Genomic DNA, 15,722 nt, shown 5'->3' with positions numbered 1-15,722 from the left:
AAAGGCATTGGCGTCAATCTCCCCTAAACTTGAAGTGTGACTATCAAATTTGATGGTTACACATGGGTTAATGTACGAGGTAATAAGCCATGGCTAATTCACTGTTTGAACGGTTGGGCGGAAACGAAGGAATAACCGCGATTGCCAATGACACCGTCGACAATCATTTAAATAATCCAACGATTGGAGCTAGGTTCGTAGATCTCGATATACCAAAGTTGAAACAATCCGCCGCCAACTTTTTTATTACTGGCACGGGTGGGGCGAATGTCTATCAGGGTAAAGACATGCTGAGTGCCCATAAAGGTATGAACATTTCCGCCACCGAGTTTATGGCAGTCTTGGACGATATACTTGCCGCCCTATGCAAGAACAATATCGAACAACGGGAGCAGGAAGAAGTGCTGTATGTGCTGTACGGCATGCACAGGGAGATTATGCACGTTTGATGGGCGTATTATGGGGGAGCACTGGCTTCCCCATACCACTATCCCTTATTCGGCCATGTCAGCATAAAGCGAGTTTGCGTAGCATGGCTTGTGACCGATACATCCCCTTGGTGGCGTTGCATAATACGCTTGATAATCGCAAGGCCTAATCCATGCCCTTTATTCCCGTTTTGCAACGACTGACTGCGGTAAAACGGCTCGAAGATCATCGGTAAATCTTCCTCTGGGATAGGTTCACCATCGTTACTGACGCTAAGCTGGATTTTGTGTTTGTCCTGAATCACTTCCACGACAATTTGGTCACGGGCGAAGCGCTGGGCATTGGTTAACAAATTTTGCAGTGAGCGCTCAATAAGATTGGGCTCCCCTTCAAGGGGGAGTCTGTCAAGTTTAGTCTGCAGTGTAATGGATACAGGGCTTAGGTTGCTTAGTCGCTTAATCGACTGCTGTGTCAGTTCGATTAAGTCATATTCATCGAGCGCTCTGTTCGTTGAGTGAGACTCGAGACTGGCGTAGGTCAGAAGTTCCTGCAGAAGATCTTCCATCTCTTTGATATCTTGCTGCATTTCACTTAAAAATGCTTGGCGCTTTTGCTCATCGGTATTGGGTTGGTAATACATAGGGATCAGCGCTAGAGCAAACTTAAGCCGCGCAAGTGGCGTGCGGATCTCGTGGGATACCGCATTCGCTAAGTGTTTCTGATTTTCAATCAACACGCTGATTTGCCTTGCCATTTCGTTAAATGTGTTGGCAAGGGGCTTCACTTGGGAGCGTTGGGGCAAATCGATGCGTGTTTGCCACTTTGCCTGACCAAAATCCTGTGTCGCTCGGCGCAAAATACTTAAATCCCGCGACAGTGGTCCGACCCAAATAAGGGCGACAAGTCCAAGCGAGAAATAAAACAGCAGGGTGAGAATATTACGCAGATTTGCGCGTGGCTCGATAACAATTGGGCCCGCCATTAATACCTGATGTTCAACCTGAATAAACTGAAACTGTTCGCCCTCTTTAGTTTGTGTGGTTACAACGCTCTGAGCCGACAACTGTTGCCCAGGCGCGAGGGCTATTTGGTTAGCCTCTATTAGGTTGAGTGGATATTCGGTTTTACTCGGTAGGTGCTCGAGGTAGCTTTTACGTTCGGAGGTCGGCAGTTCGCTTAAGAGCTGCGCCACAGCGATAAGCGGCGCATCGAGGATATGATTATCATCTGCGTTTTTTTGCCATAGGTTGTCCAGTGTCCAACCTATGCCAAGAAAGCTCAGACTGAGCAGTAAATATAAACTGATAAAAAGACGTTTCACGTTATCGCTTAACTATTGAGGGAAAAGAACCTAAATGCCTAACGACTATGTTTGCTAGTTATTCCAAGCTTCAGGCGCAAATAAGTAGCCCTGTCCCCAAACGGTTTTTATTCTAAATGGGGTTTCGATATTGTCGTGTAATTTCTTTCTTAAGCGAGATATCCGGACATCGATTTTTCTGTCTTTACCGTCGAAGTCGATATTGAGTAGCAGCTGGTAAATATATTGGCGGCTAAGGACTTGTCCTGCCTGTGATGCCAATAACCACAGGAGTTCAAACTCATGGCTGGTCAGGTCGATTTCCTTATTATCCAAACGGATAGCATGGGTATGAGGATCGATACTGAGTTTTCCGAAGGTCAGACAATGGGATTCGGCCTGAACGGGCTGGTTTTGGCGACGCAGCAGGTTATTGATACGGGCAACCAGCAGCGCAGGGTCGACGGGTTTAACCACATAATCGTCGGCACCGAGTTCAAGGCCGCGGATCTGATCCTCACTCGAGCCTAGGGCACTCATCAACAAAATGGGGCCAGCGAAGTAATCGGGGAGTTTTTCACACAGACTAAGGCCATCCATGCCTGGCAGCATAATGTCCAACAGAATGATATCTGGCTTGTAATTGATAAGACGGGTCAACACTGTGTCGCCACGGCGTTCCACTTCAACATGCATCCCATGGGACTTGAGATAATCCACTATCAAATTTGCAAGACGTACATCGTCTTCAACCAATAATACTCTGTGGGAGGCTTGTGGGGTCGTCATTAAAATAAACTCCAGGGGTTGCGGTAACGTCTACGAACCTGTGACTGGGCGGTCGCGGCGACTTTTAATTTGGCTCCGGCCAATGTTTGGTTTGTGGATTTGCTTACCATCACAAATTGAATATCACTTTGAGTACTGATGCTGAGCTTAAGGTTTTGTTCTCCAATCGACTCGCTGCACCATTTAGGATAGGCGCTATTATCGGACAAAATGCAAATCAATTCCTTATTTACCAGCTCCCATTGTAACTCAATCTCAATTTCGCAGGCTTTCTGCGCATCACTGGTGATGCAAATGCTAGGCGTGAGCGTCAAGCTCGCTTGCTCAGGTACCTCGGCTTGAGCTAAGGGAACATTAAGCCCGCTAAAGCCAATGCAAAGCAATAACAGACAGAGAATTCTGCGAAGAGGGGGCATCTTGAGCCTTAGAACCTGTAAGCTGCGCCAAAAAAGTAAGTGCTACTATAGTCCTCATCTAACAGGGGACTTGCGGCAATCTCATCGGCCAACTGTCGATAACGCAGGGCGACTAAGACATCCCAGTTTGCGTTGATGGTATAGCGGCTAGTGAGCTCAATACCCCGGTTCCAGCCCGATTTTGCATGATACTGCTGGCTCCAATAGGCATTTTCACTCGGTCTGACTCCATAGTAGTAACCGATAACATTGCGACTCTTCCAGTCAAATACCAGTGATAAGTTTAAGTACAAGTCATTAATTTGCCAGCCATAACTCCAATTTACTTGGCCTTCAGAACCATGGTGAACATCAAACATATCATGGGCATAGGCGAGTCTTAGGGTGCCCGCAGCGGTATAAAAGAAGGTTTCGGCGCCACCCAGCATAGTAAAATGCCTAGATTCTAAATCATTAAACCGATAATCGGGCTGGGTGGTGATGAGGTGAGTTATCGGCGTTGTCGTCGCAAGCTGTTGAGTGCTGTGACTTATAAAAATGTTCGAGGGATCCCAACGATAAAAATAGGCGCGATCCAGACTGTAGCTGGTGACTAAGTTAACGCTGTAATGCGGCCGTTCGACTAAGGTGTAGCCGAAGTTGCCATTATCGAAGAAAAAGCGTTCACCGTAGTAGGCAATAGTGGGAATAAAATAGACAGGAATATCATCAAAGTCTCTAAGGGGGTTAGTTTTTTGCCCCCAGCCTACCGCAAGTCCTAAATCCCAACTACCGATATCGATACATTCATCCTTCGCTACACAGCTGCCTTCGGCTAATGCCTTAAGCGGAAAGATAAGCGCAGCGGATACAAAAACAGCAATACGAAACATGGTAAAAAGGTACGACTATTAGGAGTAAGGAGTGGTCAACAGAGTAGCATTTTATGCCGAATACGACAGAGCTTTAAGGCTTTGTGATGCAAAATGATACATTTATCATTTAATTGCAGGATTTGTAGCAGGACTTATGAGTTAAAGTCACGAATTCTAAGAGCGTTTTGGCTAAACAATAATGCCATCCTTGGAGTAGATGGCATTAGGTAGAGAGTCAAACTTGAGATACCGCAGTGCTAAAGGAAGTAACGTAAATTAGTCGAGTTTTTCTACGGTTTGGTAACCCATTTCTGTAAGTTGGTCGTTCACACAATCGAGCACGTATTGCTTAAGCTCAGCATTTTCAATCTGATCTTCAAAAGCCATTTGTTGGCAAACTTCAGTCAGTTGAGCGATGTCGTTTGCTGTCGCGGGGGGAAGGGTGGATTCATCAGCGAAAGAAGCAAAACTTACGAGTGCAGATAACACGATTGCAGCAGATAACGTCTTCATTTATTTTCCTTTAGTTATTAGTGGTTAACAGTTGGCTTAGTGACGAAATATATAAGCTTCAGTGTTAACAATTAGCAATCTATCACTGCTAATATGATTTAGATATAAATAAATTTTTCCTCTGATGGCAAGCCATTTTTACCAAATACAGCGTAAAAATCTTGGCTTGGCTTAGGTCATGAATGGCGAGCCTCAGAGTCAGATTTTGCTCTGAATAAAATCGATACAATCTTGAGATAAACATTGGTTCGATAAGTAGCTGTTTCCGCCCTGATGGGTGAGTAAAAATCCCCTCTCAGTTGGGGTTATCCGATACAGGGAATTCCAGAGGATAGTGCCTTTCACATACTGAGAATGGGTATGTACGCCTTGTTCATCAATCGTCAAGGTCACTTCATTGTTGGCGGCCTTACTGATCATCTGGCGCATCAACCACCAGGATTTGTGGTATTTCACATTCAAGGCATCAATAACACCTAGGCCTACAAAAAAGTAAGCAAGATAGAGACTTAAATTGGTAAAAATAAGGGCGATACCGATAAAGCCAAATCCCATTGCCTTGTAGTACGGCTTTAATGTGGGATCGGGTTTGACAGACTGGTTGTAACATTCTTCAAAATGGGCTTTATCTAAGATGTATGTCGTTGAATAACTGAAGGGTGATTTCATGGTTTCTGACTAACGCAAAGCTTGAATGTGCGTTAGTTTAGCCGCTTAACACGGTAAAGTAACCTTTTGGGGATGACGTAAAGTTGAAAAGGGGGGAATGCCGTTCCTACGCACTCTACAATAGTTTCATGTCGTGACTAGTAACGATTTCGTTCTGCCGGTATATCACTAAGATATTCGACAAATTCGACTTCAAAGCCATGAGGATCAAAAAAATAGATATTTCGGCGGTGCGGATCTTCCATGCCATCCTTTGCAATTGGAAACCCCGCTTGGGTCAATCGTTGAATGACCGCATCTAAATCACTCACGACAAAAGCAAAATGGGCCAAGCCAATTTGATGGCCAGATAAATCTCGGTTTTCACCTACACCGTTATCGCTAAACGCAATATATTGATAATCATCGCCAAAGTGGATCCAATTACGGGGTTTGCCATACCAAGAACCTTTATCACCACCCCGAACGCGCCAGTGAGGGAAAGCCGCTTGATAAAAGGTTAATGCTTTGGGAATGTCATCGACGACAAGATTGATATGTTCTAAATGGATCATGACGCGTTCCTTGTAATGTTTTAGGCGGCGTTGCTAACATCCAAGCTATTAACATACCGTAGCAGTATTCCTGTCGCTTGGGGTGAAATCAACATTAGCGCATCCGCATCCGACACGCGGTCTTGTATTTCTGGCCAATGCTCGCCCTTATTCGCTTCGCTCCCATCCCAAAACGGCAGATTGAACTCACGTAGTTCTACAGGATGTATGGTCTCATATCCGTTTATCTTGGGAGAAAGTTCACTGTTTTCGGCAATTTAACGCGCCACGTTGGCGCTTTGCGAGCCAGTTCGCTGGCTGCTGGCACTGAGAGACTTCATTATGTAAACTTTTTTATTTATAAATTATTTATAAGGTAATTGCTTTATTTAATCATGTAAAGGATAAAGTAAATAAAAAAGTTTATTTATTCTATTAAAAGAGGGGAGGTTTAGGGATAATCACTCGCGATGATCGGAGTTCGAATATGAAAACCACTGATAAGATTGTGCAATTACTCAAGCTGCAGGGACCATTGACCGCGAAAACCCTTGCGGATGAGTTGGCATTGACGACGATGGGAGTTCGCCAACATCTACAAGCCCTAGAAGAGTCGGGGGATGTGGATATTGAGGATAGAGTGGAAGGCCGTGGACGTCCGACACGATATTGGAGGTTAACTGAGCAGAGCAGAACACATTTTGCCGATCGACATAGCGAGCTGAGTTTGCAGCTGATTGATTCCGTTAAAATGATTTTCGGCGATCAAGGTTTAGATAGGCTAATTGAGCATAGAGAACAAACGGCGATGCAGCAGTATAACTCGGCGATGCTCGGTATGCCGGATATTGCCAGTCGGCTGGATAAGCTGGTTGAGCTAAGAACCCAAGAGGGCTATATGGCGACGCAGGAGCAAATCGATGGCGTATATTGGTTACTCGAAAACCATTGCCCTATCTGTAGCGCCGCGACTAAATGCCAAAATTTTTGCCGATCTGAACTCCAACTCTTTCAGCAATTATTTACTGATATTGCTAGCGTCAGTCGTGAAGAGCATATCATCGATGGCGCTCGTCGCTGTGCTTATCGCATATCGCCTTTATCTTAAGTTGGAGCCAAAGAGTTAGTTATGCAATCTAAACGTGGTCGACTCGACCGATTCTTAGCAACCACTTTGCAAATTCATCGTAAATCGGTGCGGGAGCTATTGCTCGCAAAACGTGTATTAGTTGATGGCGTTGTGGCGAGGGAAATGGATATGCAAATACATGAATTCTCGCATATCGTTTTCGATTCATTGATATTGCAGGCTAATACGCCAGAGTATTGGATGCTGCATAAACCCGTTGGGGTTGTGAGTGCCACTAAGGATGATGAACATAAAACGGTTATTGAGCTCTTAGACTGTGCAGCGCGCGATGAGCTGCATATTGCAGGACGATTGGATTTAAATTCTTCAGGCTTATTATTGTTGACCAATGACAGCCGCTGGTCTGAAGCCCTGATGGCGCCTACACAAAAGGTGGATAAGGTGTATCGGGTCACCCTAGCCAATCCCTTGAGTGAGGACTATATCGCGGCATTTGCCGAGGGCATGTATTTCGGTTTTGAAGATATCACCACCCAGCCTGCAAAACTTAAGATCCTCGCCCCCCATGTTGCAGAGGTCACCTTAAGAGAAGGTAAATATCATCAAATCAAGCGGATGTTTGGTCGTTTTCGTAATCCCGTCGTCGGCTTACATCGATTATCAATCGGTGATATTTTTTTAGATAACCAGCTTTCCCCTGGCGAAAGTCGACCTCTTACGGCTAAGGAAGTTGCCTCGATTTCATTGTGTTAGGCATAGATTCATTACACTGAATTTCTATAACCTAAAAGCACTTACTTGATTTCGCATGCTGCTTGCCAGTTTAGTCAAATTGATAACCGACTCACTTAATTCGACCGCCGATGCAGTAGAAAACTCGGCAATATCGCTAATCGCAATAATGCTTCGGTTGATACTCTCGGCGACACTGCTTTGTTCTTCTGCAGCGGTCGCAATATGGGTATTGAGCTCGGTAATTTTATCCACCGAAGTCACTATCTCAGTTAGTGCAAATCCTGCCTGATTTGTCTTTTGATTGGCATCTTCGACTTGTTTGATGCCTTCTTCCATAGCATTGACGGCTTCTTTCACACCTTGCTGTAGGGTGGCGATCATGGTTTCTATTTCTTGAGTGGATTGCTGGGTACGTTGGGCGAGGGTACGTACCTCATCAGCTACTACGGCAAAACCTCGGCCTTGTTCACCTGCGCGAGCGGCCTCGATGGCTGCATTCAAGGCGAGCAAGTTGGTTTGCTCGGCAATGCCTTTAATCACATCGAGCACCCGGCCGATGTTTTGGCTTTCATTGGATAAAACCCCAATGACCTGCGCCGTTTGTTGAATTTGCGCCGATAGCTGGGACATGCTGTTAATGGATTGCATCACAATGTTATTGCCGTTAGCTGCATAATTGTCGGCATCCTTAGCCGAGTCGGCGGCCGCGGCGGCGCTTTGGGCAACTTCAGCAACGGTAGCCGTCATTTCATTCATGGCGGTAGCGGTTTGCTCGGTTTCTGCCTGTTGCTGCTCCATGCGCTTATTGGTTTCTTGGGTGAAACTGCTGAGCTCATTTGCCGATTGATTTACGGTGCTCGCGGCCTCGGCAATGGAGTGTAAAATACCCCGCAAATGTTCAATCACTTGGGTCAGGCTAGAGGATATTTGCCCAAGCTCATCGTCATTGAAGGTTTTAAATTTAACGGTGAGATCGGAATCCTGACGCACCGTTTTAAGTTTATTGACTATGTCGCTAATGGGATTCATCACACTGCGGTTTACCCATAGTCCAATCGCAATACTGATGAGCATCGCCAGCACAGCAAAAATAATAAAGATTGAAATGGAAGATTGATAAATCCCGTGAACATTATCTTTTTCTTCACCTGCGACCTTAATTTGCAGGGAAATAAGTTCGGCCACTTTGCCGCTAATGGGATCAATGGCCTGATACAGTGGCAGTATATTGTTATTTAATTGTTGAGCTGTGGGGCCATTGAGTAGATTAAGACGGGATATGAGTTGGTCAATCTGCTGATTGGCGGGGGAGAATAAAGTTTCAGCTTGTTTGGCGAGTTGGGATTCTTCTTTCGTGAGTTCGGTTGAGAGATATTTTTGCCAATGTTGATTAATGGTCGACTTGGCACTCGTTAGTGCAGCAACCGCTTGGCTACTGCTCAAGCCTCCGGCATTGGATTTGTTGATGGCATCAATCACGTCAACGGCATATTTATCGGCGATGATTTTTAAATCGTCTATCGGTACTACTCTGTCGTTATAAATTCGGGTTACACCAGATTCAATCTTCCCCATCATGTTTATCGCGATAATACCGACCGTGAGTAGCATGAGAAGTGGAACCAAAATCCCAATAAACATCTTTTGTTTTATTTGCAAACCATTCATGTAGATAAACTCCCCGATTTAGGGTGCTCGAGGGGGGAGCTCAAGCTATCCCTTTGATGGAAATGTAATAATAGGTATAGCAAATATCGGAGGGGTATTCTGTTACTAAAGAAAATTTAATAGCGGGAAGCGAAAATCAGATACAAAAAAACCTCGACTAAGCGAGGTTTAGATGTTGGTACAGATGAGAGGACTTGAACCTCCACGCCCGCAAGGGCACTAGCACCTGAAGCTAGCGTGTCTACCAATTCCACCACATCTGCATTGGTATCCGACATTGTGCCGAATCTAGTTTGAATTGCAATTTGGTACAGGTGAGAGGACTTGAACCTCCACGCCCGTAAGGGCACCAGCACCTGAAGCTGGCGTGTCTACCAATTCCACCACACCTGCACTGTACCTATTGCAATTCTTTAACACTGGTCGCGATGGCAACCAATTTAAAGATGGTGCCCGAACCCGGAATCGAACCAGGGACACGAGGATTTTCAATCCTCTGCTCTACCGACTGAGCTATTCGGGCGACGGGCGCAATTTAAAGGCTTTTCGGCTTTTGAGTCAACTGATTTTTACTAAATCCGTTAAAAATCGATTCGAGTGGATAAGTTTTATTCGAAACGGTGGTTTATTGGCTTTTATGGGGTCAGAGAGGACAGGATTCAGTTACCCGGCTGTTTTATTCCATTAAAGATAAAGCTTGGCTGAGTGATGTGAGGGGATAAAAAAATGCCCCTAATCAGGGGCATTTTCATTAATTTGCTAGGATTTCGTTGTTCGGGAAGTTAGCTTGCATTACCATGAGCACGTTTTGCTTCAGTTGGTTCTGACCTAATTCGCCATACGCTTTTGCCATGATCTCCAGTGCACGCTCCGTTGATGGGGTGCCAGGATAAGTCTCTAATACAGATTGAGCACGGACAGCAGCAGCACTCCAAGCGTTCATTTTGATATAATATTCTGCTACTTGAATAGAATATTGTGCTAAACGATTCTTCAGCGAGTACATGCGTTTTTGCGCATCGGCAGCATATTTGCTGTTGGGATAGGTTTTGATTAGACGGTCAAAGTCTTTAAATGCATCCTGGGCATTTTTAGGATCGCGGTCGGTTCGGTCGATATTGAGCATATCGTGGAACAGATAGCTGTCCGCCTGCATGTTGACCAGTCCACGCATATAGTAGACATAGTCGATATTAGGATGAGTTGGATTTAATCGGATAAATCTGTCGATGTTGGCAATTCCCGAGGCGGCATCGTCCATCTTGTAATAGGCATAAATCAGATCTAACTGTACCTGGGTTTTATGCGGTCCGAAGGGGAAGCGTGAATCTAATGCTTCAAGCGAACGGACTGCTTTGGAGTAATTGCCAAGTTCCATGGAGGTTCTTGCCTGAGAGTAAAGCACATCAGGTGAGGTTTTTGCGGCAATGTCGTTATCTTCTGGACTGCTACTACAGGCTGATAACGCTAGTGAAAATAGGACTAAGGTTAAGCCTTTAGAGAATTTATACATACTTGAATTCAATTCTTTTATAAGTTGTAGTTAAGAATTTTTCCATTTCACGATAAAATAGAAACGATTCGATTGTAACAGATAGCACACATTTTTTGACCCCTAAAAGGGGATACGGTTCCTATGACACAAGAGATTAATCTAAAAAGCGAGATTTCGGCAACTCAAACTGGCCTGAGATTGGATCAAGCATTAGCTGAGTTGTTCCCTGATTACTCGCGCACACGCATCAAAGAATGGATCCTATCTGATGCAGTCTATGTTGACGGCGCATTAGTGAATAAGCCGCGCGAGAAGGTTTACGAGCTTCAGCAAATCGTCATTAATGCCACCTTGGAAGAAGAAGTCCATGCAGCGGCGCAAGCGATTGAACTGGATATTGTTTATGAAGATGAACATATTCTGGTGATCAATAAGCAAGCCGGTTTAGTGGTGCATCCAGGTGCTGGCAATGCCGATGGCACGCTGATGAACGCACTATTACACCATTGCCCGAACATCGAGCATGTGCCACGTGCGGGTATTGTGCACCGTCTTGATAAAGACACCACGGGTTTAATGGTGGTGGCTAAGACCGTTGAAGCGCAGACCCATTTGGTCGCGGCGCTACAAGCCCGTGACATTACCCGTGAGTACGAAGCAATTGTGCTCGGCACTATGACTGCAGGCGGAACTGTGGATGAACCAATTGGTCGTCATCCAACTAAACGTACTCATATGGCGGTGCATCATTCCGGTAAACCTGCGGTGACACATTATCGTGTGGCAGAAAAATTCCGTAATCACACTCGTTTGAGATTGCGTCTCGAATCCGGTCGTACTCACCAAATCCGTGTACACATGGCGTATATCGGCCATGTGTTAGTGGGTGACCCTGTTTATGGCGGGCGTCCAAAACCACCTAAAGCTGCCAGTCCTGAGTTTTTCGAGATTTTGAAAAACTTCAAACGCCAAGCGCTGCATGCGGTACGTTTGGAATTAGCCCATCCAGTGACCTGTGAAATCATGAGCTGGTCGGCGCCTATTCCTGAAGATATGGTTATTTTGACCAAAGCACTGCGTCAAGACACCCTAGAGCACCCCATCGAGTATTAATATGTTGCTCCACGATTGGCCACTTCCTGCTAATGTTGGCATCGCTATGACAGACCGTCATGGCGGTGGTCTTGGTGCTGGCCATTGTGGTGTTAGTGTCGCTCCCTACGATAACCTAAATCTTGGGTTACACGTGGGGGAAGATGCTGAGCAGGTTTATACCAATCGTGGGCTGCTCGCCAAAGCCTTACAATTGCCCACCGAGCCAGTATGGTTAGAGCAAGTGCATGGCACAGAAGTGATTGATCTTGCATGTGTTGCCGCTATTCCATTAGTGCATACTGAGTCAGCAAAGCAAAACGCTTCTTTAGCGGCAAATCACGCTTTGAACGCCACTTCAGCTCCTATTGCCGATGCTAGCTACACCAATCTTGCTGGAAGAGTCTGTGTGGTGATGACCGCTGATTGTTTGCCTGTACTGCTCTGTAATCTGCAAGGAACCGAAGTTGCTGCGGCCCATGCTGGCTGGCGCGGACTTTGTGATGGGGTGATTGAGGCAGCTGCTTCGCGCTTTGTATCGAAACCTTCAGATCTCATTGCCTATCTTGGCCCTACTATTGGCCCCACAAAATTTGAAGTGGGCAGTGAAGTGCGCGCCGCCTTTATGGCAAAAGATGAAAATGCTGAAAAGTGTTTTACCGCTCAACCTGAAAATAGTGATAAATATCTCGCCGATATCATTGGGTTAGCAAAACTGCGTTTAGCCAAACTTGGCATTACACAAGTTTATAGTGCCAATATCTGCACTGTGACTAGCCCCGATTATTTCTCCTACCGCCGCGATAAAATCACCGGTCGCATGGCATCGCTTATCTGGCTAAAGTCGTAACATAATTCCCCTACAGTTTGTAATATTTTACTGACTAGCTGCTTGAATTTGGTCAAATAGTCCCCATCTTCTAATTAACGAAATGTGATACCCCATTTTTGAGTATTAGGAGGCTGTATGCGACTCGATCGTATGACCAATAAATTTCAGCTTGCCATCTCAGACGCCCAGTCTTTAGCACTTGGCCGTGATCATCAGTTTATCGAACCGTTACATTTGATGATGGCGCTGCTCAACCAGGATTCTGGTTCAATTCATCCATTATTAACCCAAGCAGGCATTCGTGTGAGTGCGCTGCGCTCGTTACTGAGCCAAGAGTTAGAACGTTTACCACAGGTTGAAGGGACGGGTGGTGATGTTCAGCTGTCACAGGGGTTGATCCGTTTATTAAACCTGTGTGACAAACTGGCGCAAAAGCGTAAAGACAAATATATCTCCAGCGAGTTATTTGTACTGGCCGCTTTAGAAGGCAGCGATGCTTTAGCTCAAATTCTAAAAAAATCCGGTGCGACTAAAGAACTGCTCGAGCAAACTATTGAGCAGGTTCGTGGCGGGCAGAATGTCGATGATCCGAATGCGGAGGATCAACGTCAGGCATTGAAGAAATTCACTATCGATCTGACTGAGCGCGCCGAGCAGGGCAAACTCGATCCTGTGATTGGTCGTGACGATGAAATCCGCCGCACCATTCAAGTATTACAACGTCGCAGTAAAAACAACCCTGTACTGATTGGTGAACCCGGTGTGGGTAAAACCGCGATTGTTGAAGGGCTTGCTCAGCGGATTGTGAACGGTGAAGTGCCAGAGGGCATAAAAAACAAACGTGTTTTGTCCCTCGATATGGGCGCGTTAATTGCGGGTGCGAAATATCGCGGTGAGTTTGAGGAGCGTTTAAAAGCGGTACTTAATGAACTCGCGCAGGAAGAAGGCCAAGTCATCCTCTTTATCGATGAGCTGCACACTATGGTGGGCGCGGGTAAAGGCGATGGTGCCATGGATGCGGGCAACATGTTAAAGCCAGCACTTGCCCGTGGTGATCTCCACTGTGTGGGCGCGACAACACTCGATGAATATCGCCAATACATTGAAAAGGATGCGGCGCTTGAACGTCGTTTCCAAAAAGTATTAGTGGATGAGCCGAGCGTTGAAGACACCATAGCGATTTTGCGTGGTCTCAAAGAGCGTTATGAGCTGCATCACCATGTAGAAATTACCGATCCTGCGATTGTTGCGGCAGCAACTATGTCACATCGTTATGTGTCGGATCGTAAGCTGCCCGATAAAGCCATCGATTTGATTGATGAAGCGGCATCGAGCATCCGTATGCAAATGGATTCCAAACCCGAATCCCTCGACAGACTCGAGCGTCGTGTAATCCAACTGAAATTGGAAGAACAGGCATTAGCGAAGGAAAACGATGAGGCGAGTCGTCGCAGACTCGATCATCTGCAACTTGAACTTCGCGAGATGGAATCAAAAGCGGCTGAGCTTAACGAAATCTGGCGCACTGAAAAGGCAGCCCTTGCCGGTACTCAGCATATTAAGGCTGATCTTGAACAGGCGCGAATGGATTTAGAAGTTGCGCGCAGGGCTGGCGATCTGACCCGTATGTCGGAGCTGCAATATGGCCGCATTCCTGAACTTGAAAAACAGCTCGACTTAGCATCCCAAGCCGAAATGCAGGACATGACGCTGCTGCGCAATAAAGTCACCGACTTAGAGATTGCCGAAGTGTTGTCTAAGGCGACGGGGATTCCGGTATCGAAGATGCTCGAAGGTGAGCGTGAAAAACTGCTGCAAATGGAAGTGGCGCTGCATGAACGAGTGATTGGTCAGAATGAGGCTGTGGATGCTGTAGCAAACGCGATTCGTCGTAGCCGCGCTGGACTTGCCGATCCTAATCGTCCGATTGGATCCTTCCTATTCTTAGGGCCAACCGGTGTCGGTAAAACCGAGCTGTGTAAATCACTGGCGAAGTTCCTGTTCGATACCGAATCGGCACTAGTGCGTATCGACATGTCTGAGTTTATGGAAAAACACGCCGTATCTCGTCTGGTTGGCGCGCCTCCAGGATACGTGGGCTATGAAGAGGGCGGTTACTTAACAGAAGCCGTTCGCCGTAAACCTTACTCAGTTATCCTGCTCGACGAGGTGGAAAAAGCCCATCCGGATGTGTTTAACATTCTATTGCAGGTGTTGGACGATGGCCGCTTAACCGATGGCCAAGGTCGCACCGTCGACTTTAGAAATACAGTCATCATCATGACGTCGAACTTAGGCTCAGACATTATCCAAGAGGGATTTGGTCACTTAAGTTATGCGGAAATGAAATCGGCGGTCATGAATGTGGTCACCCACAGCTTTAGACCCGAGTTTTTAAACCGAATTGATGAGTCAGTTGTGTTCCATCCCTTGGATGCGGATAATATTAAGCATATTGCTAGTATTCAAATCGCTTCACTGCGTAAACGTTTGGCTGAGAAAGACTATACTTTGGAGATCACCGATGAGGCATTGTCACTGATTGCCGAGATTGGCTTTGATCCTGTCTATGGAGCAAGACCGCTGAAACGCGCATTGCAGCAAGAGATGGAAAATCCACTGGCACAAAAATTACTCCGTGGTGATTTACTGCCGGGTAAAGCTATCAAGGTTAGCGCCGCGGGTGGTGAGTTGGTGTTCGAGCAATAATATTCTATGCTCTCGAGACTGATCACTGCGGATTGAATGTATTCAAGCCTAAACAAAAAACCGAAGTTCAAGACTTCGGTTTTTTTATGTTTAAACATCTAAAGCTAACGACTTAAACGTCTTCGTTATTTTCTATCACAGAAAAGTTTAATTCTTTGCTGATTCTCCGCGATGGCCGCCTGGCGTTCTTCTTCCGTCATCGCAACGGGCTCTTTATCTTTACCATCCTGACGGGTGAGTTTGGTATGGGTAGTCAATACGTCTAAATTTTGCTTTGCATTTTCACAAATGCTTTGCGCTTGCTTGGCATCTTTTTCTTTTATTAATGCGGCGTTTTTCTCGGATTCAGTCATTTCGGGTGCCGCCGCTTTTTGTGGGGCAACAGAACCGACTTTCACTGGCTCAAGTTCAGAACTCTGAAGCGTTTTGGATTTTTGCAAATCCTGCTCTGGTGGCTGCTGACTGTAATGTGTTACGCCATTTTCATCCACCCAAGTGTAAATTGTACCTGCCACAACGGGCTGAGAGAGCAGCGCTAACCAAAAGCAGCGAACTAATACTGAGTTGAATTTTGTCATTCTTAACATTGGAATCATCC

Annotated in this window: 16 protein-coding genes and 3 tRNA genes; 6 read left to right on the top strand and 13 right to left on the bottom strand. The window is 45.9% G+C overall.

Annotation, left to right across the window (positions count from 1 at the left end):
- Nucleotides 1–89: 89 nt before the first annotated feature.
- On the top strand, nt 90–449 hold the full coding sequence (locus tag K0H61_RS13515) for a group I truncated hemoglobin (RefSeq protein WP_220049909.1): 360 nt from the start codon (nt 90–92) through the stop codon (nt 447–449).
- Between the two features lie 38 nt (nt 450–487).
- Here K0H61_RS13515 and K0H61_RS13510 read toward each other — a convergent pair whose 3' ends face one another.
- The 7 genes from K0H61_RS13510 to K0H61_RS13480 all read right to left on the bottom strand — a co-directional run bounded on the left by K0H61_RS13510 (nt 488) and on the right by K0H61_RS13480 (nt 5,524).
- Entirely contained in the window at nt 488–1,750 is a 1,263-nt protein-coding gene (locus K0H61_RS13510) for an ATP-binding protein (RefSeq protein ID WP_220049907.1), read from the bottom strand.
- A gap of 54 nt (nt 1,751–1,804) precedes the next feature.
- On the bottom strand, nt 1,805–2,518 hold the full coding sequence (locus K0H61_RS13505; RefSeq protein WP_220049905.1) for a response regulator: 714 nt from the start codon (nt 2,516–2,518) through the stop codon (nt 1,805–1,807).
- Complete coding sequence (locus tag K0H61_RS13500) at nt 2,518–2,934, bottom strand: DUF3019 domain-containing protein (RefSeq protein ID WP_220049903.1); 417 nt, start codon at nt 2,932–2,934, stop codon at nt 2,518–2,520. Before K0H61_RS13500 ends, K0H61_RS13505 begins: the two co-directional genes overlap by 1 nt.
- Nucleotides 2,935–2,942: 8 nt before the next feature.
- Nucleotides 2,943–3,806: a MipA/OmpV family protein gene (locus tag K0H61_RS13495; RefSeq protein ID WP_220049901.1), complete on the bottom strand. Its 864-nt coding sequence runs from the start codon at nt 3,804–3,806 to the stop codon at nt 2,943–2,945.
- A 258-nt stretch (nt 3,807–4,064) separates the two neighbouring features.
- Nucleotides 4,065–4,301, bottom strand: coding sequence for a hypothetical protein (locus K0H61_RS13490; RefSeq protein WP_220049900.1), 237 nt, complete (start codon nt 4,299–4,301; stop codon nt 4,065–4,067).
- A gap of 198 nt (nt 4,302–4,499) precedes the next feature.
- Nucleotides 4,500–4,970, bottom strand: coding sequence for a YcxB family protein (locus K0H61_RS13485; protein WP_220049898.1), 471 nt, complete (start codon nt 4,968–4,970; stop codon nt 4,500–4,502).
- Between the two features lie 137 nt (nt 4,971–5,107).
- On the bottom strand, nt 5,108–5,524 hold the full coding sequence (locus K0H61_RS13480; RefSeq protein ID WP_220049897.1) for a VOC family protein: 417 nt from the start codon (nt 5,522–5,524) through the stop codon (nt 5,108–5,110).
- 466 nt (nt 5,525–5,990) lie between these two features.
- On the opposite strand from K0H61_RS13480, the gene K0H61_RS13475 reads away from it, so the two are divergent.
- On the top strand, nt 5,991–6,611 hold the full coding sequence (locus K0H61_RS13475; RefSeq protein WP_220049895.1) for a helix-turn-helix transcriptional regulator: 621 nt from the start codon (nt 5,991–5,993) through the stop codon (nt 6,609–6,611).
- A 21-nt stretch (nt 6,612–6,632) separates the two neighbouring features.
- Nucleotides 6,633–7,346 (top strand): pseudouridine synthase, encoded by a 714-nt coding sequence (locus tag K0H61_RS13470; protein WP_220049894.1) that lies wholly within the window; start codon nt 6,633–6,635, stop codon nt 7,344–7,346.
- Nucleotides 7,347–7,370: 24 nt separating this feature from the next.
- Here K0H61_RS13470 and K0H61_RS13465 read toward each other — a convergent pair whose 3' ends face one another.
- From K0H61_RS13465 to K0H61_RS13445, 5 genes are all read right to left on the bottom strand, one after another.
- On the bottom strand, nt 7,371–8,996 hold the full coding sequence (locus K0H61_RS13465; protein ID WP_220049893.1) for a methyl-accepting chemotaxis protein: 1,626 nt from the start codon (nt 8,994–8,996) through the stop codon (nt 7,371–7,373).
- Nucleotides 8,997–9,172: 176 nt separating this feature from the next.
- Nucleotides 9,173–9,259 (bottom strand) — tRNA-Leu (locus K0H61_RS13460).
- A 43-nt stretch (nt 9,260–9,302) separates the two neighbouring features.
- Nucleotides 9,303–9,389 (bottom strand) — tRNA-Leu (locus K0H61_RS13455).
- 54 nt (nt 9,390–9,443) lie between these two features.
- Nucleotides 9,444–9,519, bottom strand: a tRNA-Phe gene (locus K0H61_RS13450).
- A gap of 228 nt (nt 9,520–9,747) precedes the next feature.
- Nucleotides 9,748–10,509 carry an outer membrane protein assembly factor BamD gene (locus tag K0H61_RS13445; RefSeq protein WP_220049892.1) on the bottom strand — a complete coding sequence of 254 codons (762 nt, stop codon included), beginning with the start codon at nt 10,507–10,509 and terminating at the stop codon, nt 9,748–9,750.
- Between the two features lie 123 nt (nt 10,510–10,632).
- Between K0H61_RS13445 and rluD the strand changes: the two genes are divergently transcribed.
- The 3 genes from rluD (at nt 10,633) to clpB (ending at nt 15,124) form a co-directional block, all read left to right on the top strand.
- Entirely contained in the window at nt 10,633–11,604 is a 972-nt protein-coding gene (rluD, locus tag K0H61_RS13440; RefSeq protein ID WP_220049891.1) for a 23S rRNA pseudouridine(1911/1915/1917) synthase RluD, read from the top strand.
- A gap of 1 nt (nt 11,605) precedes the next feature.
- A complete protein-coding gene (pgeF, locus tag K0H61_RS13435) occupies nt 11,606–12,433 on the top strand; it encodes a peptidoglycan editing factor PgeF (protein WP_220049890.1) in 828 nt (275 codons plus the stop codon).
- Nucleotides 12,434–12,550: 117 nt separating this feature from the next.
- Complete coding sequence (clpB, locus tag K0H61_RS13430) at nt 12,551–15,124, top strand: ATP-dependent chaperone ClpB (RefSeq protein WP_220049889.1); 2,574 nt, start codon at nt 12,551–12,553, stop codon at nt 15,122–15,124.
- A 125-nt stretch (nt 15,125–15,249) separates the two neighbouring features.
- On the opposite strand, the gene K0H61_RS13425 is transcribed toward clpB, so the two are convergent.
- Entirely contained in the window at nt 15,250–15,711 is a 462-nt protein-coding gene (locus tag K0H61_RS13425) for a DUF4124 domain-containing protein (protein ID WP_220049888.1), read from the bottom strand.
- Between the last annotated feature and the right edge of the window lie 11 nt (nt 15,712–15,722).

This window comes from Shewanella acanthi, assembly GCF_019457475.1.
GTDB lineage: Bacteria > Pseudomonadota > Gammaproteobacteria > Enterobacterales > Shewanellaceae > Shewanella > Shewanella acanthi.
Note: the sequence above shows the minus strand (reverse complement) of the source record. Positions and strands in the feature narration are given on the sequence as shown.